Raw genomic sequence first — 24,244 nt, 5'->3', positions numbered from 1 at the left:
AGCGCGGGACGGCATTGAGGTCCGTCCCGCCTGCTGTGTAAGCTGCTGTATAAGTGTTACGCCGCTCTCAGCATTTCCTTCGCGTGCTTGCGCGTGGTGGCCGTGATCTCCAGGCCGCCCAGCATGCGCGCGACTTCCTCGACACGGCTCGACTTGTCCAGCGACGTCACCGTACTGATCGTGCCACCCTTGCCGTTGCCGCTCTTGGCGACCTGGAAATGCTGATCGCCGCGCGCGGCGACCTGCGGTAAGTGCGTCACACACAGCACCTGGCGTTGTTCGCCGAGCTGACGCAACAGCCGGCCGACCACTTCCGCGACGCCGCCGCCGATGCCCGTGTCCACTTCGTCGAAGATCAGCGTCGGCGTGGGGCTGGCGGCGCTCGCGATCACGGCGAGCGCGAGGCTGATACGCGCGAGTTCGCCGCCCGAGGCCACTTTCGCGAGCGGCCGCAGCGGCACGCCGGCATGACCCGCTACGCGGAATTCGATCTGCTCCATCCCATGCGCACCGCCTTCCGGCAGCGGCACGAGCGCGACTTCGAAGCTGCCGCCCACCATCGACAGTTCCTGCATGCCCGTCGTGACGGCGGCGCCCAGCGCCTTTGCCGCTTTGGCGCGGGCCTTGGACAGCACCTTCGCTTCGGCCGTAAAGGCTTCTTTCGCTTTGGCTTCGGCAGCGCGGAGTGCGTCGAGATCGGCGGCGGCATCGAGCTTCGCCAGTTGCTCGCGGCGCTCCTGATGTTCCTGTGGCAACGTTTCCGGCTTCAGCCGGAATTTGCGGGCGGTGGAATGCAGCGAGTCGAGACGCTTTTCGACCTGCGCGAGCCGGTCGGGATCGAGTTCGAGGCGCTGAGCATAGTGGCTCAGCGAGTACGCGGCTTCCTGTAACTGGATCTCGGCCGGTTCGAGCGCGGCGAGCGCGTCGTTGAGTTCGGGATCGATTTCGGCGAGATCGCGCAGCTTCGAGATGATCGACGACAGATGGCCGAGCATCGCCTCGTCCGATTCGGAGAGCGCCGACAGCGCGCCCTGCACGCCGTCGATCAGATTCGCCGAATGCGACAGGCGCCGGTGTTCCGTGTTGACCTCTTCCCACTCGCCGGGCTGCGGCGAGAGCTTGTCGAGTTCGGTGAGCTGCCACGCGAGGCGCTCACGTTCCAGTTGCAGTTCGCGGTCCTTGCTCTGCGCGGTTTCGACAGCCTGCGCGGCGTCGCGCCAGCCGCGCCAGGCGCGGGTGACGGCGGCCGCCGTGTCGAGCAGGCCGGCGTGCGTGTCGAACAGTTCGCGCTGCGCGTCCGGCCGCATCAACAGCTGGTGCGCGTGCTGGCCGTGAATGTCGACGAGCATTTCGCCGACTTCGCGCAACTGCGTGAGCGTTGCTGCCGTGCCGTTGATGAAGGCGCGCGAGCGGCCGTTCGCGTCGACCACGCGGCGCAGCATCACGATGTTGCCGTGCTCTGTTTCGTCGGCGGCGAGCGCCTGTTCTTCGAGCCAGTCATCGACGAGCGGGTGCGTGTCGAACTCGGCCGTGATGTCCGCGCGCGCTTCGCCCGTGCGCACGACGCTCGCATCGGCGCGCGAGCCGAGCGCCAGTGCCAGGGCGTCGATGAGAATGGATTTGCCGGCGCCCGTTTCGCCGGAGAAGACCGTAAAGCCGCTGTCGAATTCGAGGTCGAGCGCGGCGACGATGACGAAGTCGCGTATCGATAAGTGGCGGAGCATGGCGCGTCTGTCTGGCGTGGCTTACGTGAGTTGGCGTTACGGTTGGGGTGTCCGGCGGCGGCGCTGCGCGCGCTCAGTTGTCCGGGTCGTCTTCGTGCGACGGGTACTCGTTCCAGTGCAGCTTCTTGCGCAGCGTCGCGTAGTAGCTGTAGCCGACGGGATGCAGGAAAGGCACGGTATGGCGCGAGCGGCGCACGTCGATGGTGTCGTTCAGTTCGAGCGCGGTGAACGACTGCATGTCGAAATTCACGTTGACGTCGCGGCCCGAGATGATCTGGATGCTGACCTTCGAGTCGTCGGGAATCACGATAGGCCGGTTCGACAGCGCGTGCGGCGCGATCGGCACGAGCACAAGACCCTGTAGCTGCGGATGCAGGATGGGCCCTTGCGACGACAGCGCATAGGCCGTCGAGCCCGTCGGCGTCGCGACGATCAGCCCGTCCGAACGCTGGTTGTACATGAAGCGCCCGTCCACGGACACGCGCAGTTCCGCCATGCCCGAAAAGCCCGAACGGTTCACGACGACGTCGTTGAACGCGAGCGCGTGGTAAATGGGCTGGCCGTCACGCATGATCCGCGATTCGAGCAGCGTGCGTTCTTCCAGTTCGAAGCTGCCCGACAACATCTGCGGAATGATCTCGCGCATGTCGGAGAACGGGATGTCGGTGATGAAGCCAAGCCGCCCGTGGTTGATGCCGATCAGCGGCGTCTTGTACGGCGCCAGCTGGCGGCCGATGCCGAGCATCGTGCCGTCGCCGCCGAGCACGATCGCCACGTCCGCGCGCGCGCCGATTTCCGCCGGCCGCAGCGCGGGCCATTGCGTCACGCCGATTTCCTGCGCCGTTTCCGCCTCGAACGCGATCTCGTAGCCGTGCTTTTCGAGGCACGTGGCGAGCGCCGTCAGCGGCTCCCCGATGCCCGGCGTATTGCTGCGCCCGACGAGCGCAACGGTCTTGAACTGGCTGTTAGCTTGCATGCCGGCATTACACCATAGGTGCGACCTGAAAAGAACCGTCGACGGCGGCGGCGCGCCGGCCGGGGCGGAAGCCCGCGCGCCGCGTGACGCCGGACAGCCATCGTCCGATTATCGTTAGAATGGTGAAGTCCTCATGACAGACGTGACGACTGCATAGACCCAAGCGATGCGGTTCATGCGCGCAGCGGGTGTCACGGCGGGCGGGTCGGGCGGCAAAGCCGCTGCGCCGCATGCCGCCGGGCGCTCGCCGCGATGCGGTGGTTACGCTAAAATTTTTCGCCATGCTAGATCCTCGCGCACAAACCCTCCTTAAAACGCTGATCGAGCGGTATATCGCCGAAGGTCAGCCGGTCGGCTCGCGCACGTTGTCGCGGTACTCCGGGCTCGAACTCAGCCCGGCGACGATCCGCAACGTGATGTCCGATCTGGAGGAGCTGGGGCTCGTTATCAGTCCGCATACGTCGGCAGGGCGGATTCCCACGCCGCGCGGCTACCGGCTGTTCGTCGACACGATGCTGACCGTCGAGCCTTCCGCCGACGAGGACGCCGTGATGCGCGCGGTCAAGACCACGCTGCAGCCGGGCGAGCCGCAGAAGGTGGTGGCGGCCGCCGCGAGCGTGCTGTCCAATCTGTCGCAGTTCGCCGGCGTGATCCTGACGCCCCGCCGCAGCCACGTGTTCAAGCAGATCGAGTTCCTGCGCCTGTCCGACAAGCGCATCCTGCTGATCATCGTGACGCCGGAAGGCGACGTGCAAAACCGGATCATGGCGACGCAGCGCGACTTCACGCCGTCGCAACTGGTCGAGGCATCCAACTACATCAACGCGCACTTCGCGGGCCTGTCGTTCGACGAGGTGCGCCGGCGTCTGCGCGAGGAAATCGACGAATTGCGCGGCGATATGACGACGCTGATGCACGCGGCAGTCACGGCGAGCACGGACGTCACGGACACGGGCGAAACCGTGCTGATTTCCGGCGAGCGCAATCTGCTCGAAGTGGCCGACCTTTCGTCGGACATGGCGCGCCTGCGCAAGCTTTTCGATGTATTCGATCAAAAGACCAGCCTCCTACAGTTGCTCGACGTGTCGAGTCACGCGCAAGGCGTGCAGATATTCATTGGCGGCGAGTCGAACCTCGTTCCCATCGAGGAAATGAGCGTGGTGACGGCGCCGTACGAAGTCAACGGCAAGATCGTCGGCACGCTCGGCGTGATCGGACCGACGCGCATGGCATACAACCGCGTGATTCCTATCGTCGACATCACCGCGCGCCTGCTTTCCATGACCCTCAGCCAGCAGTAGTCAGTAAGGCCGCGCCAGCGCCGCAATGACGTTCATCATGCGCGGCGTTTTTCGCCGTGCCAATTGGCCGAACGGCCAGGTATCGCCGTCGGACCGCGCCGCTATAATGAGCTTTCAGTCCATTACGTGCCGCGCGCCCGCGCGGCTCTTGTCTCTTGCCTATGCGCTTCGACCTCGAGCGGCCCTTGCAGTCTGCCACGGCACATCGCGTCGCCGTGTTGCTGATCAACCTCGGCACGCCCGATGCGCCGACGCCTCGCGCCGTGCGCCGCTATCTCGCGCAGTTCCTGTCGGATCCGCGCGTGGTCGAGATTCCGGCGCTGCTGTGGCAAATCATCCTGCGCCTTTTCATCCTTCCGTCGCGCGGCGTGGCGTCGGCGAAGAAGTACGCGTCGGTGTGGATGCCGGAAGGTTCACCGTTGCGCGTGCATACGCAAAAGCAGGTCGAAGGGCTGCGGCATCTGCTGCATCTGAACGACTACACGGTGATCGTCGACTACGCGATGCGCTACGGCACGCCCGACATCCCCGCCATGCTGAACCAGCTGAAGCTCGCGGGCGCCGATCGCATCTTGCTGATGCCGATGTACCCGCAGTATTCGTCGTCGACCACGGCAACCGCGTTCGACGACGCGTTCGCGGCGCTCAAGCGGATGCGCAATCAACCGGAAATCCGCACGGTGCGGCAGTACGCGGATCATCCCGCGTATATCGCGGCGCTCGCGGCGCAGGTGAACCACTATTGGCACGCGCACGGCCGTCCTGACTTCGCGGCGGGCGACAAGCTCGTGCTGAGTTTCCACGGTGTGCCGAAGCGCACGCTCGATCTCGGCGATCCGTATCACGATCAATGTCAACAGACGGCGTCGCTGTTGATGCATGCGCTCGGGCTCACGTCCGTCGAATGCCGCGTCACGTTCCAGTCGCGCTTCGGCAAGGCCGAATGGCTTCAGCCCTATACGGCGCCGACGTTGAAGGAGCTGGGCGCGGCGGGCGTGCATCGCGCGGACGTGTTCTGTCCGGGCTTCACGGCAGATTGCCTGGAGACGATCGAGGAAATCGGCATGGAAGTGCGCGACGAGTTCGTTCACGCCGGCGGGAAAGTTTTTCACGCCATTCCGTGCCTGAACGCGTCGCCCGCATGGATTGCGGCGCTCGGCGAGATCGTCGCGCAGCATCTGCAGGGCTGGCCGGTTCAGGCGACTACGCCGCAAAGCGCGTCGGTGGCTTGAATTTGTGCATCCGGCATGCAATCTGCAACCGTCTGAAGGCTCTTGCCGTCTCAAATGGCATGAAGAAGGACTGATGAACTACAAGATTTCTACCGAACCGGGCGCTCGTTTGCGCATCGACAAATGGCTCTGGGCGGCGCGCTTCTTCAAGACGCGCTCGCTGGCGGCGGATGCCGTCGAGAAGGGTCGGGTGCGGATCGGCGGCGCGACTGTGAAGCCGGCCAAGGAAGTGCGGATCGGCGATCTCGTCGAGATCGACATCGAGCGGATCGTGTGGCAGGTCGAGGTGCTCGGCGTGTGCGACGTGCGCGGGCCGGCGAGCGTCGCGCAGACGCTTTACGCGGAAACGGAAGAAGGCAGACAGAAGCGCCTGCAGGAGAATGAGCGGCGCAGGACCTATCGCGAACCGGCCGCCAACATGCATGGACGGCCGACCAAGCGCGACAGGCGCGTCATCGACAAAATTTCCAGTGGGGGTTGAACAGCTGCTCGATGGTCGCGTGAACGCCGCCGTATTCGGTCGTGTGTTCGTTGACTACGCCGGACATGCAGATGGTCGTGGTGCCTGCAATGAGTACCAATGCGACCACCGATATTGCGAAGGTCAGTTTCACGGTACTCCCTCTGGAGAATGCAAGCGGAAACGGGCGAGCAAGCTGGTGGTAAGGCAGGCGTCAGGTTAGGGTTAACGTGCCTTTTCGGACGCTCAAGTTGAGTTTAGGACACTCGCGCGGCGCGCTCAATCTCAATATGATGTCGCGCGCGAAATGCTTGTTACGCCAGATTTCCGGGCCCCTGCGAGGTGCAAAAAGCATCGGCGGAAGCCTTGAAATACGGCGTGTGCATCCTTACTTGCACCGTTAGTGCGCGGCCGGCATGTTGTATCGGCACCACGCCCATCGGGCGAGTCCCAGTAAACTGCCGCCGTTTCTTGGCCTTCATTTTTTGAAATTCAGCGACATGGAAAACACGCAAGAGAATCCGACGAGCCAGAACCCCACGCCCGCCGACGACGCCGCGCGCCAGGCCGCGGAGGCCGCATCGGGCGAGGCGCAGGCTCAGCAGCCGGCAGCGGCTGCTGGCGAACAGCCGGCGCAAGCTCAACCGCAGGGTCAACCGTCAGGCGCGGAAGCCGCACTGGCAGAAGCTCAGGCCAAGGTGGCCGAGCTGCAGGAGAGCTTCCTGCGCGCCAAGGCTGAGACGGAAAACGTCCGCCGCCGCGGTCAGGAAGACGTCGCGAAGGCGCACAAGTTCGCGATCGAAAGTTTTGCCGAACATCTGCTGCCCGTTGTCGACAGCCTCGAAGCGGCTGTCACGCACTCCTCCGACGACCTCGCCAAGGTTCGCGAAGGCGTCGAGCTCACGCTGCGCCAGCTGACGGGCGCGCTGGAGAAGGGCAAGGTGGTCGCACTGAATCCGGTCGGCGAAAAGTTCGATCCGCACCGCCATCAGGCCATTTCGATGGTCCCGGCGGATCAGGAGCCGAACACCGTCGTCTCCGTGCTGCAAAAGGGCTATGTGATCGCCGACCGCGTTTTGCGTCCGGCGCTCGTCACGGTCGCGGCGCCGAAGTAAGCAGCGCCTCACGGTCATGGCCGGCATCCCCGTCGACAGTACCGCGTTCGCGGCCTTCGACATGCAGGAACTCACCGCCGATACCTTCGACGCCGGCATCCAGTCGGCGGCCGACGATCTGGCCGTGGTGTTTTTCTGGGGACTCGACTGCTTCAACTGTGAGATCGCGAAGAAGGCGATGCTCGCGCAGCCGGACGCGATCCGTGCGCTCGGCCTGCGCTGGTTTCACAGCAACGTCTACGAACATCGCGATCTCGGCCGGCGGTTCATGCTGCACGGCGTACCGACGTGGTTCTTCTTCTACCGGGGCAAGCGCCTCGGGCGGGCGACGGGCTGGCACGGACTGGCGCAATTCGAGGCGGCCGTGTCTGCGGCTCGTGAGAAAATCCGTGCGCCCGGCTTAGGGGCGGCCGGTTCAGGGGCGCCCGGCTCAGGAACGGCTGGATCGGGCGGCGAAAGTTCGGGCGACGGCAAAACCGATTGAAAAAATTTAATGACCGCATCGCATAAGGGGTCTTGAAAACGATGCGGCTGCACTCATGTTGGGTGCAGGATGAAATTCAGGGGCGGGGCGCCCGGCGGCCGGAAGGGCCAGCCAGCGATGCCCGCAGCGATCAAAGTCAGGAGATTAGTAAAAATGGGCAAAATCATCGGCATCGACCTCGGCACCACCAACTCGTGCGTGGCGCTGATGGAAGGCAACCAGGTCAAGGTGATCGAGAACTCGGAAGGTGCTCGCACCACGCCGTCGATCATCGCCTACATGGACGACAACGAAGTCCTCGTCGGCGCGCCCGCGAAGCGTCAGTCGGTCACGAACCCGAAGAACACGCTGTACGCGGTCAAGCGCCTGATCGGCCGCCGCTTCGAAGAAAAGGAAGTGCAGAAGGACATCGGCCTGATGCCGTACAAGATCGTCAAGCACGATAACGGCGACGCATGGGTCGAAGCGCATGGCAACAAGCTCGCGCCGTCGCAGGTGTCGGCGGAAGTGCTGCGCAAGATGAAGAAGACGGCTGAAGACTATCTCGGCGAACCGGTCACGGAAGCTGTGATCACGGTGCCGGCGTACTTCAACGACAGCCAGCGTCAGGCTACGAAGGACGCAGGCCGCATCGCCGGTCTGGAAGTCAAGCGCATCATCAACGAACCGACGGCGGCAGCCCTCGCGTTCGGTCTGGACAAGGCTGAGAAGGGCGACCGCAAGATCGCGGTGTTCGACCTGGGCGGCGGCACGTTCGACATTTCGATCATCGAAATCGCGGACGTGGACGGCGAAATGCAGTTCGAAGTGCTGTCGACCAACGGCGACACGTTCCTCGGCGGTGAAGACTTCGACCAGCGCATCATCGACTACATCATCGGCGAGTTCAAGAAAGAGCAGGGCGTCGATCTGTCGAAGGACGTGCTTGCGCTGCAACGCCTGAAGGAAGCGGCTGAGAAGGCGAAGATCGAACTGTCGTCGGGCCAGCAGACGGAAATCAACCTGCCGTACATCACGGCTGACGCATCGGGCCCGAAACACTTGAACCTGAAGATCACGCGCGCCAAGCTGGAAGCGCTGGTCGAAGACCTGATCGAGCGCACTATCGAGCCGTGCCGCGTCGCGATCAAGGATGCAGGCGTGAAGGTCGGTGAAATCGACGACGTGATTCTCGTCGGCGGCCAGACGCGTATGCCGAAGGTGCAGGAAAAGGTGAAGGAGTTCTTCGGCAAGGATCCGCGCCGTGACGTGAACCCGGACGAAGCCGTTGCTGTCGGCGCGGCCATTCAGGGCCAGGTGCTGTCGGGTGACCGCAAGGACGTGCTGCTGCTGGACGTGACGCCGCTGTCGCTGGGCATCGAAACGCTCGGCGGCGTGATGACGAAGATGATCAACAAGAACACCACGATCCCGACGAAGCACGCTCAGGTGTATTCGACGGCGGACGACAACCAGGGCGCCGTGACGATCAAGGTGTTCCAGGGTGAGCGCGAAATGGCAGCGGGCAACAAGCTGCTGGGCGAGTTCAACCTGGAAGGCATTCCGCCCGCACCGCGCGGCGTGCCGCAGATCGAAGTGAGCTTCGACATCGACGCGAACGGCATTCTGCACGTCGGCGCGAAGGACAAGGCGACGGGCAAGGAAAACCGCATCACGATCAAGGCGAACTCAGGTCTGTCGGAAGCCGAAATCGAGAAGATGGTGAAGGACGCCGAAGCGAACGCGGAAGAAGATCACAAGCTGCGTGAACTGGCCGATGCCCGCAATCAGGGCGACGCGCTGGTCCACAGCACGAAGAAGGCGCTCACCGAATACGGCGACAAGCTGGACGCGGGCGAGAAGGAAAAGATCGAAGCTGCGTTGAAGGATCTCGAAGAAACGCTGAAGAGCGGCTCGAGCGACAAGGCTGCCATCGAAGCGAAGATCGAGACGGTTGCAACGGCGTCGCAGAAGCTCGGCGAAAAGATGTACGCCGACATGCAGGCGCAAGGTGCAGCGGGCGCGGCTGGCGCAGCGGGTGCAGCAGGCGCCGAAGCAGCTGGCGCGAGCCAGCAGGCCGACGACGTCGTCGACGCCGAGTTCAAGGAAGTGAAGAAGGACTAAGCCGGGTTCTGTTCGACCGCAAGGCTGCGCATGTATGTGCGCAGCCCGGCTGAAAAGGTTGGCGCCTGAAATCCTCGGGCGATTGAACCGATCACGCGCCTGGCGAGCCTTTTTGGCTCTCCGGGCACATTTGTTTTATGGAGGGCAGGGCTTTTGACCCGTAATTGCGGGCGAGGTCCGGGCCTTACGAGTCGCGAGACTCCAGCATTCAAGAGGAGCCGCCGCGCCGCATCGCGCGGATGGCGTTGAACCGATATGGCGAAACGGGATTACTACGAGGTTCTGGGCGTCGCGAAGAACGCGAGCGACGACGAAATCAAGAAGGCTTATCGCAAGCTCGCGATGAAGCATCACCCCGACCGCAATCCGGGCAACAAGGATGCGGAAGAGCATTTCAAAGAGGGGAAAGAAGCCTACGAAATGCTCTCGGACTCGCAAAAGCGCGCGGCGTACGACCAGTACGGTCACGCGGGCGTTGATCCGAACATGGCGGGCGCGGGCGCGCAGGGTTTCGGCGGTTTTGCCGACGCATTCGGCGATATCTTCGGCGACATCTTCGGCCAGGCGGCTGCAGGTGGACGCGGCGGCCGCGGTGGTCCGCAGGTCTATCGCGGCGCCGATCTGCGCTACAGCATGGAAATCACGCTCGAGCAGGCCGCACATGGCTACGACACGCAGATCCGCGTGCCGAGCTGGGTCTCGTGCGAAATCTGTCACGGCTCGGGTGCGAAGCCGGGCACGAAGCCGGAAACCTGCCCGACCTGTAACGGTTCGGGTGCCGTGCGCATGTCGCAAGGCTTCTTCAGCATCCAGCAGACGTGTCCGAAGTGCCACGGCACGGGCACCTACATTCCCGAGCCTTGCACGCACTGCCACGGCGCAGGCAAGACCAAGGAAACCAAGACGCTGGAAGTGAAGATTCCGGCAGGTATCGACGACGGCATGCGCATCCGTTCGGCTGGCAACGGCGAACCGGGCATCAACGGCGGTCCGTCGGGCGACCTGTACGTCGAGATTCACATCAAGGCGCACGCCGTGTTCGAGCGGGACGGCGACGATCTGCATTGCCAGATGCCCATTCCGTTCACGAAGGCGGCGCTCGGCGGCGAGATCGAAGTGCCGACGCTGGCGGGTCGCGCGAGCTTCACCGTGCCGGAAGGCACGCAGTCGGGCAAGACGTTCCGTCTGCGCGGCAAGGGCATCAAGGGGCTGCGTTCGAGCATCGCCGGCGATCTGTACGTGCATGTGCAGGTGGAAACGCCCGTCAAGCTCACGGATGCGCAACGTGATCTGCTGCAGCAATTCGAAAAGTCGCTGGTCGAAGGCGGCGCGCGTCATAGCCCGCAGAGCAAGAGCTGGTTCGACCGCGTCAAGAGCTTTTTCGACTAACGCGTTCTGAAGTTGGCGGTATGCATGGCGGCTCAAGCAACAGGCACCGTGTTCGCGTTGCTGGACGACTGCGACTCGACCGCGAGTCGCCGGTCGAGCCGGCTCTATACGGGCTTTCGGCACGAGCACGTCTGTACTGATCGCGCGCAGCTCGATGCCGTCTGCGACGCGGCTTCGGCCGATGTCGACGGCGGTCTCTTCGCGGTCGTGCTCGCCGATTACGAGTTTGGACAGGCTTTGCAGCAGAAGACGCAGCGCGCCACGGGCACGCTGCGTTTTTTATTGTTCGAACGGTGCCAGAAAATGTCGCGCGACGAGGTCGACACGTGGCTCGCGCTTTATGACAGCGCGGCGGTCGAGCCTTCCGTGGCGGGCATCGGCGGCGTTCACGCTAGCGTCGACGAAAGGGCGTTCACACAGGCCATCGACGCCGTCCACGAAGCCTTGCGCGCGGGTGACTCGTATCAGATCAACTACACCTATCGGCTGTACTTCGACGTGTTCGGCACGCCGGCCGCGCTTTTCAGGCGGCTGCGCGCGCGGCAGTCGGTTCATTACGGCGCGCTGATCGCGTTGCCTGGCGACCGCTGGGTCGTGTCGTGCTCACCGGAACTGTTCGTCGAGAAGAAGGGCGCCGCATTGCGCACGCGGCCGATGAAGGGCACGGCGCCACGTTCGTCGAACGCCGAACAGGACCGCGCGGCGGCCGAATTCCTCTCTCACGATCCGAAGAATCGCGCGGAAAACGTGATGATCGTCGATCTTCTGCGCAATGACCTGTCGCGGATCGCCGAAACGGGCACGGTGAAAACGCCGGCGCTTTTTTCCGTCGAACCGTATCAGTCGGTGTGGCAGATGACGTCGACGGTAACGGCGACGTTGCGTCCGCGCACCTCGTTCGCAGATATTTTGCGCGCGCTCTTTCCCTGCGGTTCGATCACGGGCGCGCCCAAGCACAAGACGATGCAGCTGATCGAGCAGCTCGAATCGACGCCACGCGGTCTGTACACGGGCGCGATCGGCTGGTTCGACGCGAAGACCGATCTCGGTGAAGCCGCCGGAAAACAGTGCGGCGATTTCTGTCTGTCGGTGGCGATCCGTACGCTGTCGCTCGGCGCCGCGACGTCGTTCGGTCCGCGGCGCGGCGAAATGGGCATCGGCGCGGGCATCGTGCTCGACAGCGTCGCGCAGGACGAATATGCGGAGTGCAAATTGAAAGCACGTTTCCTGACGGAAGCCGATCCGGGTTTTCAGCTGTTTGAAACCATCTACGCGACGCGCGAAGGCGGCGTGCGGCATCTAGAACGCCATCTCGCGCGGCTTGGCAACAGCGCGCGCTGGCTGGGTTTCGGCTTCGATGAAAACAGCGTGCGCGCGCAACTCGTCGCGCAATGCGCGGCGCTACGCAACGACACGCCGCACCGGATGCGGCTTACGCTTGACAAGGCCGGTGCAACGGAAATCACGTTCGCGCCGCTCGTGCCGCTGACGGACGAAGTGGTCGGTGTGTTGCTGGGCCCGGATCACGGATTCGCGACGACGCAGGCCGCCGATCCGCTGCTGCTGCACAAGACGACGCGTCGCGCGAATTACGATCGCGGGTGGCGCGAAGCCGAGTCGCACGATGCGTTCGATACGTTGTTCTTCAACGAGCGCGGCGAGTTGACCGAGGGCGGTCGGTCGAACGTTTTCGTGAAGCTGGAGGGGCGCTGGTGGACGCCACCGTTGGAGTCGGGCGTGTTGCCGGGCGTGATGCGTGGTGTGCTGCTCGACGATCCCGACATGCAGGCGGGCGAACGGGTGTTGACGCGGGAAGAGGTAATGAACGCAGAAGCGCTGATGCTGTGCAATGCGCTGCGTGGCGCGTTGCCGGCGCGAATTATTGCTTGAATGCCTAGGCCGGCAGCGCGGAAGAGACTGGCATCAAGCGTGATGCCGATGCAGCAGGCGCCCGATCCACGCGCTAAGTCGCGCATGCCAGGTAACGTCGTATTCGTGGGCGTGGTGGGCATGGTCACGAATGCTCGTGACGTCGATCAGACAAAAGGGGCTCATGGTCGGTTCTCCGTCGATGCGCGGCTCGCGCGCTGAAAAGAGAACGAAGATAGTTGAGACCGATTGCAGACCGAATCGGACCCGTCTTAAAGATATGTGACCGACCGAACGAAGCCTGAGGCTCGATAGACACAATGAAAAGCGGCGCCCGAAAGCGCCGCCTGGCTTGGATCAGAACGTATGCTCCGGCCCGGGGAAAGTACCGTCCTTGACGGCGCGCACATACGCCTCGACAGCAGCAAGAATGCTCGGCTGTCCCTGCATGAAATCCTTCACGAAGCGCGGACGCTTGCCAGGGAAAATGCCCAGCATGTCGTGCAGTACCAGCACCTGACCCGAGCAGTCGACACCCGCACCGATGCCGATCGTCGGAATGCGCAGTTGCTTCGTGACTTCGGCGGCGAGCAGCGTCGGCATCGCTTCCATCACCAGCAGTTGCGCGCCCGCGTCCTGCATCGCGAGCGAATCGCGCAGCAGTTGGGCCGCGCCCGATTCCGTCTTTCCTTGCACCTTGAAGCCGCCGAACGCGTGCACCGATTGCGGCGTCAGCCCGACGTGCGCACAAACGGGCACCGAGCGCTCGACCAGAAAGCGCACCGTATCCGCCAGCCATTCGCCGCCTTCGAGCTTGATCATCTGCGCGCCCGCCTGCATCAGCTTGACGGCGTTCGAGTACGCATCGGCGGGCGTGCCGTAGGTGCCGAACGGCATGTCGGACACGATCAGCGCCGACGGCTTCGCGCGCGCCACACAGGCCGTGTGATAGGCGATTTCGTCGAGCGTGACGGGCAGCGTGGTGCTCTGTCCTTGCAGCACGTTGCCGAGCGAATCGCCGATCAGCAGCGAATCGACGCCCGCGCGATCGAGCAGCGCCGCGAAGCTCGCGTCGTAGCACGTGAGCATCGCGATCTTTTCGCCGGCTTCGCGCATCGCGAGCAGCTTCGGGACGGTGACGGCGCTGCGGCTCGTCTCCTGCAAATAGGTCATGGGGAGTCCGTTGGTGAAGCGGCTACACGCTGCAGCCGGAGGCTATAGCGTGCCGCCTTTGACAAAGAATTCCTTGCGCCCGCGCATCGTTTCGATGCGTTCGACAAGCAAAGCAAGGTCCGCGTCGGATTCGAGCGGGTTCAGGTGTTCGGCGCTGACCGTGAGCACGGACGCGCCGTCGTAGTGATAGAAGAAGTCGTTGTACGCGTCGCACAGCGAGCGCAGGTACGCATCCGAAATCTGCAATTCCATCGGCACCGCGCGCTTCTGGATGCGCGAGAACAGCACTTCGGGGCTCGCCTGCAGATAGATGATCAGATCGGGCGCGGGACCGGGCGTATCGAGTTTCGTAGCGAGCGCGCGATACAGCTGGTACTCGTCGTCCTGCAGCGTCAGACGCGCAAAGATGTCGTTCTTCTGCGTCATGAAATCGGTGATGAGCGGCGTGCCCGCCGTGCGCAGCGCGGCGATGTCCTGCGTCTGCTGCGCGCGTTGCAATGCGAAGCTCAGTTGCGCCTGCAACGCATAGCGCGACGTGTCGCGATAGAAGCGTTCGAGAAACGGATTGTCCTGCGGACGTTCGAGCAACTCGTGCATCGACCAGCGCTGCGCGAGCCGGCGCGCGAGCGACGTCTTGCCGACGCCGATCGGCCCTTCGATCGTCAGATAGCCGTGCGGCGGACGCAGGTCGGGCGCCGTCACGGTGAGCGGCGGAGCGGTCATCGGCAGGGAATTCATCGGCAGCCGCCTTTCGGTTCGGTGTTTGCGGCGCTGACGCCGTCAGACACACCGGGCGCGAGACATTGACACGCAGACTTCATCTTCTCGATACGCTGATCGGCGACGGCTGCGAGAAACGCATCGGCGCGGCCGCGTTGCGGAATGATCAGAGTGGGTTCGATTTCGAGGAGCGGCACGAGCACGAACGCGCGCTCCGTCATGCGCGGATGCGGCACGATCAGATCGGGTTCGTCGATGGCGTGTTCGCCGTACAGCAGAATGTCGAGATCGAGCGTGCGCGGCGCGTTGCGAAAGGGACGCTCCCGGCCGAAGTGATGCTCGATCGTGTGACACAGCGCGAGCAGATGCCGCACGGGCATCGAGGTGTCGAGCTTGACGACGAGATTCAGATAGTCGTCGCCGCCCGCGTCGATCGGGGCAGTTCGATAAAGGCTCGATTTCGCGAGCACGGTGATGGTGTGCTGTTGTGCGAGACACACCACCGCGTCTTTCAGGGTCTGGCGCGCGTCCCCGAGATTCGCGCCGAGGCCGAGATAGGCAACCGTCATGGCATAACTTCCTGCAACTTGCGTTCGACGGCGCGCGCCGGAAATGCGTCAGTCCTCATGCGGGCCGTCTTGGCTCGCATCGTCTGCTGCTTGGTTTCCTGAAGCCGTGCCGCCCTCCATTCCGTCGCCCTGTTTGCTGCGGTTTCGGCCGCTGCTGCGCCGCCGTCGTTTTCTGGGCGTCCGGTCCTTCCCGCCTTGCGAAAGCAATGCTTCGCGCGCGGCGGCGTCTCCTTCGATGAACTCCGTCCACCACGAACCGACCGCTTCATCCAGTTCGCCCGATTCGCAGCGCAACAGGAGGAAATCATACCCCGCTCTAAATCTTTGGTGTTCCAGCAGCTTCAGCGCGCTGCGGCCCGAGCGTTTTTCGAGGCGATGTTGCAGGCCCCAGATCTCGCGCATGTCCGACGAGAAGCGCTTGTGGATCGCGAGCTTCTCGGTCTGCATGTCGAGCACGTCGTCCATCGCGCGATGCAGTGCGGGCACGGGATATTCGCCGTTCGCCTCGTACTGCTGCCAGCGCTGCTGCATGTCGTGCCACAGCAGCGTGGCGAACAGGAAGCCCGGCGACACCGGCTTGCCCGCGCGCACGCGCGCGTCGGTGTTGTTCAGCGCGAGCGTGATGAATTTCTCGCCGTGCGGCTGTTCGAGCACGACGTCGAGCAGCGGCAGCAGCCCGTGATGCAGCCCTTCCTTGCGCAGACGCTGCAGGCACGCGAGCGCGTGGCCCGACAGCAGCAGCTTGAGCATCTCGTCGAACAGACGCGCGGCGGGCACGTTGTTGATCAGATCGGCGAGTTCGGTGATGGGCGCGCGGGTCGCTTCGTCGATTTCGAAGTCGAGCTTCGCCGCGAAGCGCACGACGCGCAGCATCCGCACGGGGTCTTCACGATAGCGCGTGGCGGGATCGCCGATCATGCGCAACAGACGCGCGCGCACATCGGCCATCCCGTTGTGATAGTCGAGCACCGTCTGCGTCGCGGGATCGTAGTACATCGCGTTGACGGTGAAGTCGCGGCGCGTGGCGTCCTCGTGCTGTTCGCCCCAGACGTTGTCGCGCAGCACTCGGCCGCTCGCATCGACAGCATGCGTGCGCCGGTCCAGTTCGTCGCGCTTCAGGCGGCGCGGCGGCGGGGAATCGGCGGGCGGCGCGTCCACGAGTGCGCGGAACGTCGACGTTTCGATGATTTCCTGGCCGAACTGCACGTGCACGATCTGGAAGCGCCGTCCGATGATGCGCGCGCGGCGGAACAGCTTCTGCACCTGTTCGGGCGTGGCGTCGGTGGCAACGTCGAAGTCTTTCGGCGCGATGCCGAGCAGCAGATCGCGCACCGCGCCGCCGACGATGAACGCGCGGAAGCCCGCCTGCTGCAAACCTTCCGTCACGCGAATGGCGTTGCGCGAAATCAGCGACGGGTCGATGCCGTGAATATCGGACGAGATGATGACGGGCGCGTCGGGCTCCGACGCAGCGACTGCGGCAGCGGCCTTGCGGCGCGAGCCGCCTTTCGATGACGACCGCGGCGTGCGGGCGTTGCGTGCGGGCTCGTCGAAAGACGAGTCGTCGGATTCTGCGGACGGCACGGCTTCGTCAGCGGGCTCCTCGTCCTGTCCGAACAGCTTGCGAATGAGTTTCTTGATCACGTGGGTTGAAAGAGTTCGAGGATGCGCCAGCCTTGCTTTTCCGCGTGAGCGCGCAGCGTGTCGTCGGGGTTGGTCGCGATCGGGTCGGTGACCTTTTCGAGCAGCGGAATGTCGTTATGCGAATCGCTGTAGAAATAGCTGCGCTCGAAATCCGACCAGGTTTTGCCCAGCGAAGCGAGCCATTCTTCCGTGCGCACGATCTTGCCTTCACGGTAGCTCGGCGTGCCCTTCGGGAAACCGGTGTAGTCCGACGCCGGATGGCCGTCGACCGTTTCGACTTCACACGCGATCAGCTTCTCGATGCCGAACACTTCGGCGATGGGCGCGGTGATGAACTCGTTGGTCGCGGTGACCATGCAGCACAGGTCGCCTGCGTCGAGGTGTTTTTGCACGAGTTCCATCGCGGCGGGCACGATGGCCGGCTTGATGACTTCGTGCATGTACTGGTCATGCCACGTCTTCAGCTGCGTGCGCGGATATTTCGCGAGCGGCGTCAGCATCGCGACGAGATACGCATGAATGTCGAGCTTGCCGGCCTTGTAGTCGGCAAAGAAGCGATCGTTTTCACGCGCGAAACTTTCGGCTTCGACAATGCCGAGTTTCACCATGAAGCGGCCCCATTCGTGGTCGCTGTCGGTGGGGATGAGCGTGTGATCGAGGTCGAAGAGAGCGAGGTTAGCCATGGGGGACTATTTTACTTGAAGCGGATGACGAGGCTTGCAGCGCCGCGCGCCGCGGACTGTCGGCGCTGCCGCCAGCATTATCGGGCGAAGCGAGCATCGTGCGCAGCAACGGGAGCGTGACGGCGCGTTTCTGTTCGAGCGAGAAGCGGTCGAGCGCGTCGAGCAGCGCCATCAGGCTCGGCATGTCGCGGCGGAAATGCGTGAGCAGATAGGCGGGCACGTCGTCGGCGAGATTGATTCCGCGTTCGCGTGCGGCGCGCTTGAGCACGGCCGCCTTGCCTTCGTCGGCGAGCGGCGCGACATGGAACACGAGACCCCAGCCCATGCGCGTGCGCAGGTCTTCGCGCACTTCCAGGCCCATCGGCGAGGCGTTGCCCGTGACGACGAGCGCGCTGGTCGGATGTGCGCGCACTTCGTTGACGAGATTGAATAGCGCGATCTGCTGCGCGCCGTTCAGGCGCTCGCAATCGTCGATTGCATACAGCGCGACGGCGGGATCGAACGTGAACGCCGCGAGACTGCTCTGCGGGCCGGCGTAGCGCGCGTGGCCCGGCGGCGCGTCGTGTACGAGCGCTTCCAGCAGATGCGTGCGGCCGCTGCCCGTTTCGCCCCAGACGTAGAACGTTCGGTCCGCGACCGGGCCGGCCGCGAGCGCCGCGTCCAGCTCGCGCAGACGCGTGACCAGCTCGGCGTTGGCGCCGGCGAAGAAGTTGTCGAATGTCGATGGCGGCGGGGTGCCGAGATCGAGCGTCAGTTGGCGCGACACGATAGATAAGCCGTAAGTAAGCCCTAATGACCCGTTAAGTAATCCGCCTGGCGATCAGTTCTTGTAAAGCGAACTCGACAGATAGCTCTGCCGCAGCTCGCGAAACGCGACCGAGAGTATCGCGCTGACGGGCAGCGCGATCAGCACGCCGAAAAAGCCGAACAGCTGGCCGAACGCAAGCAGGGCAAAGATCACTGCCAGCGGATGCAGGCCGATCCGTTCGCCGACGAGCCGCGGCGTCAGGAAGAAGCTTTCGAGTATCTGTCCGACCCCGTAGATGATCGCGACGGCGCCGAAGCCGTACCAGTTGCCGAACTGGAGCAGCGCGGCGACGAGCGCGAGCCCGAGGCCCGTCGCGAAGCCGATATACGGGATGAACACCGCAAGCCCCGTAAAGATGCCCACGGGCAGCGCGATTTCAAATCCGGCGATATACAGCGCGACCGCATAGAAGACGGCTAGCACGCCCATCACGAGCAGCTGGCCGCGCAGGTATTGCGAGAGCATGTGATCCATGTCGCGCGCCAGATGGATCGTCTTCGCGAACCAGCGGCGCGGGATGAAGCCGCGCACGCGCGCGAGCATCGCGTTCCAGTCGTAGAGCAGATAGAACAGCACGAGCGGCACCATCACCACGTTGCCGATCAGCGTGATCATCACGTTCGAACTGGTGCGGATCGACGTCCACGCGTACAGCGCGACCGTCTGCGCGCTGCCTTCGAGCTGGCCCATCACCATGTCGCGGATACTGGCGAAGTCGAGGGCGTCGTTCACGCCCAGTATGGCGAGCTTCGGCGTGAGCCAGCCATGCAGATGCGAGAAGAACACGGGCACCTGCTGCTTGAGCTGCGGCACTTCCTTCTGGATGACGCCCAGCACCAGCAGCACGAGCAGCGTGACGATCGCGACGAAGAACAGGATCATCAGCATGGCGGCGAGGCCGCGCGGCACGCGGCGGCGCGTCATCCACGCGACGCCCGGCTGCAGGATATAGGCGAGGATTGCGCCGAGCAGGAAAGGCGTGAGCACGGGGCTCAATAGCCAGAGCAGAATGCCCACGGCAAGCGCAATGGCAAGCCAGATAAAGGCGCGGCGCTGGTACGGCGTGAGGATCGGACTGTTTTGCTGCAAAGCGGGTTTCCCAGGTGTCGTGTCGGCGTCTCAAATTCCAGCTACGCGGCCGGCATCGGGTAAAATCGCATTTTACCGACCTTCGAGCGCTCGCCCCATGAATCAACCGAAATCCGCCCCGAATTCCCCTGATTCGGCCCAAGGTTTGTCGTATCGCGACGCAGGCGTGGACATCGACGCCGGCGACGCCCTCGTCGACGCGATCAAGCCCTTTGCCAAGAAAACGTTGCGCGACGGCGTGCTGGGCGGCATCGGCGGTTTTGGCGCGCTGTTCGAGGTGCCGAAGAAGTACAAGGAGCCGGTTCTGGTGTCCGGCACGGACGGCGTCGGCACGAAGCTGAGGCTCGCGTTCCAGCTTAACCGACACGACACCGTCGGCCAGGATCTCGTCGCGATGAGCGTCAACGACATTCTGGTGCAGGGCGCCGAGCCGCTGTTCTTCCTCGACTATTTCGCGTGCGGCAAGCTGGACGTCCGCACGGCGGCGACGGTCGTGAAGGGCATCGCGCAGGGTTGCGAGCTGGCCGGCTGCGCGCTGATCGGCGGCGAAACGGCCGAAATGCCGGGCATGTATCCGGACGGCGAATACGATCTGGCGGGTTTTGCGGTCGGCGCGGTCGAGAAGAGCAAGATCATCGATGGCAGCAAGATCATGCCGGGCGACGTCGTGCTGGGTCTTGCGTCGAGCGGGATTCATTCGAATGGTTTCTCGCTGGTGCGCAAGATCATCGAGCGTGCGCAGCCTGATCTCGACGCCGACTTCGACGGCCGCTCGCTGGCCGAAGCGCTGATGGCGCCGACGCATATTTACGTGAAGCCTCTCCTGGCGCTGATGCAGCAGCTTGAAGTGAAGGGCATGGCGCATATCACGGGCGGCGGTCTCGTCGAGAATATTCCGCGCGTTCTGCGCGAGGGTCTGACGGCTGAACTCGATCATCGTGCGTGGCCGCTGCCGCCGCTGTTCGCATGGCTGCAGAAGCATGGCGGTGTTGCCGATGCTGAGATGCATCGGGTGTTCAATTGCGGTATTGGGATGGCCGTTATTGTTTCTGCTGCTGACGCGGAAGCCGCGACTGGGCTTTTGTCTGCTGCTGGTGAGCAGGTCTGGAAGATCGGTACTGTTCGTCAAAGCAAGGAAGGTGAGGCGCAGACTGTTGTGGTCTGATTTTGCCTGCGGCGGCTTTTTTGGTCCGCCGATTTGAATTGCCTGCGGCGGCCTTTTTGGTCGCCGTTTTTGTTTTTGTTTTTTGCTTTTTGGCTGGCATTTGCGTTCGCTGGCATCCGCGAATTCGTATCGGTTTGCTAGCGTTGCCCCTGTGCGGGGCGGCAGTTACTTTCTTTGCCGCCGCAAAGAAAGTAACCAAAGAAAGCGGCTTCTAACCTCCGGTGCCGGCCAGGATACCGCTACGGCACAGGTTCCTTGAGCTGTCGCGCAGCGACGCAAACACTCCGTAGAAAGCCCACAATCAAGAGCGCGCAGCGCGAAAGATGACATCCATGGGGCACATTCGGTCGGCTTGTTTTTGCGCGTTTGCCGTCGGTTTGATTGCGGCGGTAGGTGCTAGAGACTGTGTGTGGGGTTTTCGCGCCGTGCACGCCTGACTGCGGGCTTTCTACAGAGTGCGGACGTCGCTGCGCGACAGCTCAACTGTGGCATGCCGCAGTGCTATCCTGGCAGGCACCGTAGGTTCAAAAGCGGCTTTCTTTTGCCTACTTTTCTTTGCCACCGCTGCAAAGAAAAGTAGGTGCCGCCCCGCACAGGGGCAACGCATCAAGCACCGCTACGAAACCGCGGATGCCAGCGAAAAAAAACCTACCCAACCAAGACCTTTTCAATAGCCCGAACGGCCAACCCACTAACATCGCCTGCGCAGCAATCAACCACAACACGCTCGGGCATAGCCCGCAACCAGGTGAGTTGACGTTTGCAAAGCTGCCGCGTCGCAAAGACGCCTTTATCCCGCATGGTGTCGTAGTCCACAAAACCGTCGAGATACTCCCAGGCCTGCCGATACCCGACGCACCGCATGGACGGCAGCCCAGGATGCAAATCGCCGCGAGCGCGCAGCCGCCGCACTTCATCGATAAACCCGTTAGCAAGCATGGCATCGAAGCGCCGCTCGATACGCGCATGCAGCACACTCCGGTCGGAAGGCTCCAGCGCAACAGGAACGAAGCGATACAAGGCCGCCGCATCATCGCGAACCGCCGGCGCGGCCAGTAAGGCAGACATCGGCTGCCCCGTCAGCATAAACACCTCGAGCGCCCGCTGAATCCGCTGCGAATCGTTCGGCGCGAGGCGCGCAGCCGTAACAGGATCAACAACGGCAAGCCGCGCATGCAACGCGGGCCAGCCTTCGCGCGTAGCGTCGGCATCGAGCGTCGCGCGCACGTCGGCATCGGCGGCGGGAAGATCGTTCAAACCTTGCGTCAACGCCCTGTAGTACAACATCGTGCCGCCCACCAGCAACGGCACATTGCCACGCGCCGTGATCTCGCTGACGAGCCGCAGCGTGTCGGCGCGGAAATCGGCAGCGGAGTAGGCATCGACGGGATCGACGATGTCGATCAGATGATGAGGCGCGATCGCGCGTTCTTCCGCCGACGGCTTCGCGGTGCCGATGTCCATCTCGCGATAAACGAGCGCCGAATCGACGCTGACGATCTCGACGGGCGCGCGCTCGGCGAACGCAAGAGCGGCCGCTGTCTTGCCAGAAGCGGTCGGGCCCAACAGACAGGCGATATTTTGTGGTGCGTGCTGCGTCATGAGAAGCGTGAGCGGAAAGGAAGGACCGAAAAGCTCACTGGCCGCGCATGAACAGCCGGTCGAGATCGGCGAGCGTCAGCTGATACCACGTCGGGCGCCCGTGATTGCATTGATCGGCGCGCTCCGTGGCTTCCATCTGGCGCAACAGCGCGTTCATTTCATCGAGCGTCAGACGCCGGTTCGCGCGCACCGCGTGATGGCACGCGAGCGTGCCGAGCAGTTCGTGCTGGCGCTCGGTCAGCACGCGCGAGCCGCCGTATGCCTGCAGATCGGACAACACCGCGCGCGCCAGCGCCTGCAAGTCGGCGTCCTTCAGCAGCGCGGGCACGGCGCGGATCGCGATGCTCGTCGGCGACAGCACGGCGAGATCGAAACCGAGCGCATCGAGCGTCTCGCGCTCTTCCTCGACGACACCAATCTCGACGGCATCGGCGGTCATCGAGACAGGGATCAGCAGCGGCTGCACGGCAATCGCGCGATCGGCGAGCGCGTTCTTGAACTGCTCGTACAGGATGCGCTCGTGCGCCGCATGCATATCGACGATCACGAGGCCGCGCGCGTTCTGCGCGAGCACGTAGATGCCGTGAATCTGGCCGAGCGCGAAGCCGAGCGGCTGTTCGTCGTTCGGATTCAAGCTTTGCGGCGCGATGGAGCCGAACGAAGAAGGCGCGTAGCTCGCGAAAGGCGAGGGCGCAACGGCGCCGTCGGCCGTGTCCGCGGCATCGCGCAGTTCCAGCGAAGTCGTGCCCTGCGACGTGCCCGCGCCCGTGTCCTTGCGGCCGAACAGCGCGTCGTACAGTGCGAGCGGCTGCGCGACGGGCAGCGTGCCTTGCGTCATACGCGCCTGGCGCATCCACGTGTTGCCCGGCTGCGAACTGCCGCCGTCGCTGACCCGGAAGCCGCCGCCGAGCGGCGTCGAGCCGAACGATGCCGGCGTGCCGGGAGAAGCAAATGAGCCCGCAGAAGCGGAAGGCATCGGTTCGATACGCGCGGCGTGTCCGCCCGACGTCGTTTCCGGCGACGCGCCCGCGTGTCTCGCCAGCGCACGCTGCACGGCATGGAACACGAACTGGTGAATCGAGCGCGAATCTCGGAAACGCACTTCGATTTTCGACGGATGCACGTTCACGTCGACGGCCTCGGGCGGCAGATCGAGGAACAGCACATACGACGGATAGCGGTCGCCATGCAGCACGTCTTCATACGCGGCGCGCACGGCATGCGTGAGCAGCTTGTCGCGCACGAAGCGGCCGTTGACGAAGAAATACTGCTGGTCGGCACGTCCACGGCTCGCGGTCGGCAGGCCGGCGCAACCGTACACGGCGAGCGGTCCCGCCGATTCGTCGAGGGGCAGATGCGCGGTGGCGAACGTCTCGCCGAGAATTTTCGCCACGCGCGTCGCGGGATCGCTCGCGTTCCAGTGCTCGACGGCGCGCCCGTTGTGCAGCACCGAAATCGCGACATCGGGCCGCGCGAGCGCCGCGCGGCGGATCATCTCGAGGCAATGGCCGAGTTCCGTCTGCTCGCTCTTCAGGAATTTGCGGCGCGCGGGCGTGTTGAAGTACAGCTCGCGCACTTCGATCGTCGTGCCGCGTGTACCTGCCGCGGGCGACAATGCACCGGTTTGTGCATCGATTCGCGTTGCGTGCGAAACGTTCTCAGTGCGGCTCGTGATGTGCATCTCCGACACCGACGCGATCGACGCCAGCGCTTCGCCGCGAAACCCGAGCGTCGCGACGGCTTCGAGTTCGGCGAGCGAGCGGATCTTGCTCGTCGCGTGACGCATCAGCGCGAGCGCGAGTTCGCTTTCGGGAATGCCGCAGCCGTCGTCGGTGATCGAGATGCGCTTGACGCCGCCTTCGTCGAGCAGGATGCGGAGCGTTTTGGCACCCGCGTCGAGCGCATTCTCCAGCAGTTCTTTCACGACGGACGCCGGCCGTTCGACTACTTCGCCCGCCGCAATCTGGCTGATCAGCTGGTCGGGCAGTGGCTGAATGGCGCGCAACGGACGCGGCGAGAGGGCGCCTTCTGCTGCGGCGCTCGCATCCGGCGAGGCGGCAGGCGCATCAGCGCGCGGTTCGGAAGATTCGGGGATCGCGGACATGGCGAAATTATAGCGATTCGTCGCAAGCCGTCTG

The 24,244-nt window shown here is 63.8% G+C and carries 21 protein-coding genes; 9 read left to right on the top strand and 12 right to left on the bottom strand.

Features of this window, described 5'->3' with window-relative positions:
• Window positions 1-56: 56 nt before the first annotated feature.
• Complete coding sequence (gene recN, locus QEN71_RS26535) at window positions 57-1,724, bottom strand: DNA repair protein RecN (protein WP_201650847.1); 1,668 nt, start codon at window positions 1,722-1,724, stop codon at window positions 57-59.
• A gap of 73 nt (window positions 1,725-1,797) precedes the next feature.
• Window positions 1,798-2,700 (bottom strand): NAD kinase, encoded by a 903-nt coding sequence (locus QEN71_RS26530; protein WP_201650848.1) that lies wholly within the window; start codon window positions 2,698-2,700, stop codon window positions 1,798-1,800.
• Between the two features lie 281 nt (window positions 2,701-2,981).
• Between QEN71_RS26530 and hrcA the strand changes: the two genes are divergently transcribed.
• The 3 genes from hrcA (at window position 2,982) to QEN71_RS26515 (ending at window position 5,714) form a co-directional block, all read left to right on the top strand.
• Window positions 2,982-4,001, top strand: a complete 1,020-nt coding sequence (hrcA, locus tag QEN71_RS26525; RefSeq protein ID WP_028371903.1) for a heat-inducible transcriptional repressor HrcA — start codon at window positions 2,982-2,984, stop codon at window positions 3,999-4,001.
• A gap of 161 nt (window positions 4,002-4,162) precedes the next feature.
• Complete coding sequence (hemH, locus tag QEN71_RS26520) at window positions 4,163-5,233, top strand: ferrochelatase (protein ID WP_201650849.1); 1,071 nt, start codon at window positions 4,163-4,165, stop codon at window positions 5,231-5,233.
• 73 nt (window positions 5,234-5,306) lie between these two features.
• Entirely contained in the window at window positions 5,307-5,714 is a 408-nt protein-coding gene (locus QEN71_RS26515; protein ID WP_201650850.1) for an RNA-binding S4 domain-containing protein, read from the top strand.
• Here the strand turns inward: QEN71_RS26515 and QEN71_RS26510 are convergent.
• The gene (locus QEN71_RS26510; protein ID WP_201650851.1) at window positions 5,686-5,847 is read right to left on the bottom strand and encodes a hypothetical protein; all 162 of its coding nucleotides are present in this window, start codon (window positions 5,845-5,847) and stop codon (window positions 5,686-5,688) included. The genes QEN71_RS26515 and QEN71_RS26510 overlap by 29 nt on opposite strands.
• 346 nt (window positions 5,848-6,193) lie before the next feature.
• Here QEN71_RS26510 and grpE point away from each other — a divergent pair, with 346 nt between their 5' ends.
• The 5 genes from grpE to pabB all read left to right on the top strand — a co-directional run bounded on the left by grpE (window position 6,194) and on the right by pabB (window position 12,674).
• Window positions 6,194-6,808, top strand: a complete 615-nt coding sequence (gene grpE, locus QEN71_RS26505) for a nucleotide exchange factor GrpE (protein WP_201650852.1) — start codon at window positions 6,194-6,196, stop codon at window positions 6,806-6,808.
• 16 nt (window positions 6,809-6,824) lie between these two features.
• Window positions 6,825-7,292, top strand: a complete 468-nt coding sequence (locus tag QEN71_RS26500) for a thioredoxin family protein (protein WP_201650853.1) — start codon at window positions 6,825-6,827, stop codon at window positions 7,290-7,292.
• Window positions 7,293-7,445: 153 nt separating this feature from the next.
• The gene (gene dnaK / locus QEN71_RS26495; RefSeq protein ID WP_201650854.1) at window positions 7,446-9,395 is read left to right on the top strand and encodes a molecular chaperone DnaK; all 1,950 of its coding nucleotides are present in this window, start codon (window positions 7,446-7,448) and stop codon (window positions 9,393-9,395) included.
• Window positions 9,396-9,650: 255 nt separating this feature from the next.
• A complete protein-coding gene (gene dnaJ / locus QEN71_RS26490) occupies window positions 9,651-10,784 on the top strand; it encodes a molecular chaperone DnaJ (protein WP_201650855.1) in 1,134 nt (377 codons plus the stop codon).
• A gap of 24 nt (window positions 10,785-10,808) precedes the next feature.
• Window positions 10,809-12,674 (top strand): aminodeoxychorismate synthase component I, encoded by a 1,866-nt coding sequence (gene pabB, locus QEN71_RS26485; protein WP_201650856.1) that lies wholly within the window; start codon window positions 10,809-10,811, stop codon window positions 12,672-12,674.
• 336 nt (window positions 12,675-13,010) lie between these two features.
• Here the strand turns inward: pabB and panB are convergent, their stop codons facing one another.
• Genes panB through QEN71_RS26450 form a run of 7 tightly spaced genes read right to left on the bottom strand, consistent with a single transcriptional unit; the run spans window position 13,011 to window position 19,339 of the window.
• Window positions 13,011-13,826, bottom strand: a complete 816-nt coding sequence (panB, locus tag QEN71_RS26480) for a 3-methyl-2-oxobutanoate hydroxymethyltransferase (protein ID WP_201650857.1) — start codon at window positions 13,824-13,826, stop codon at window positions 13,011-13,013.
• Between the two features lie 42 nt (window positions 13,827-13,868).
• The gene (locus QEN71_RS26475) at window positions 13,869-14,549 is read right to left on the bottom strand and encodes a deoxynucleoside kinase (protein ID WP_201651036.1); all 681 of its coding nucleotides are present in this window, start codon (window positions 14,547-14,549) and stop codon (window positions 13,869-13,871) included.
• 11 nt (window positions 14,550-14,560) lie between these two features.
• On the bottom strand, window positions 14,561-15,115 hold the full coding sequence (gene folK, locus QEN71_RS26470) for a 2-amino-4-hydroxy-6-hydroxymethyldihydropteridine diphosphokinase (RefSeq protein WP_201650858.1): 555 nt from the start codon (window positions 15,113-15,115) through the stop codon (window positions 14,561-14,563).
• Window positions 15,116-15,163: 48 nt separating this feature from the next.
• A complete protein-coding gene (gene pcnB / locus QEN71_RS26465; protein ID WP_201650859.1) occupies window positions 15,164-16,759 on the bottom strand; it encodes a polynucleotide adenylyltransferase PcnB in 1,596 nt (531 codons plus the stop codon).
• On the bottom strand, window positions 16,756-17,442 hold the full coding sequence (locus QEN71_RS26460; RefSeq protein ID WP_201650860.1) for a histidinol-phosphatase: 687 nt from the start codon (window positions 17,440-17,442) through the stop codon (window positions 16,756-16,758). Before QEN71_RS26460 ends, pcnB begins: the two co-directional genes overlap by 4 nt.
• Window positions 17,435-18,208 (bottom strand): DnaA regulatory inactivator Hda, encoded by a 774-nt coding sequence (hda, locus tag QEN71_RS26455; protein WP_201650861.1) that lies wholly within the window; start codon window positions 18,206-18,208, stop codon window positions 17,435-17,437. Before hda ends, QEN71_RS26460 begins: the two co-directional genes overlap by 8 nt.
• A 54-nt stretch (window positions 18,209-18,262) precedes the next feature.
• Complete coding sequence (locus QEN71_RS26450; protein ID WP_201650862.1) at window positions 18,263-19,339, bottom strand: AI-2E family transporter; 1,077 nt, start codon at window positions 19,337-19,339, stop codon at window positions 18,263-18,265.
• A 97-nt stretch (window positions 19,340-19,436) separates the two neighbouring features.
• On the opposite strand from QEN71_RS26450, the gene purM reads away from it, so the two are divergent.
• The gene (purM, locus tag QEN71_RS26445; RefSeq protein WP_201650863.1) at window positions 19,437-20,504 is read left to right on the top strand and encodes a phosphoribosylformylglycinamidine cyclo-ligase; all 1,068 of its coding nucleotides are present in this window, start codon (window positions 19,437-19,439) and stop codon (window positions 20,502-20,504) included.
• Between the two features lie 648 nt (window positions 20,505-21,152).
• On the opposite strand, the gene miaA is transcribed toward purM, so the two are convergent.
• Together miaA and mutL are read right to left on the bottom strand one after the other, a co-directional pair.
• Entirely contained in the window at window positions 21,153-22,106 is a 954-nt protein-coding gene (gene miaA / locus QEN71_RS26440) for a tRNA (adenosine(37)-N6)-dimethylallyltransferase MiaA (protein ID WP_201650864.1), read from the bottom strand.
• A 34-nt stretch (window positions 22,107-22,140) separates the two neighbouring features.
• On the bottom strand, window positions 22,141-24,210 hold the full coding sequence (gene mutL, locus QEN71_RS26435) for a DNA mismatch repair endonuclease MutL (protein ID WP_201650865.1): 2,070 nt from the start codon (window positions 24,208-24,210) through the stop codon (window positions 22,141-22,143).
• Window positions 24,211-24,244: the final 34 nt, after the last annotated feature.

Origin of the sequence: Paraburkholderia sabiae (genome assembly GCF_030412785.1) — a bacterium.
GTDB lineage: Bacteria > Pseudomonadota > Gammaproteobacteria > Burkholderiales > Burkholderiaceae > Paraburkholderia > Paraburkholderia sabiae.
This window is presented reverse-complemented; position numbering and strand designations above follow the sequence as displayed.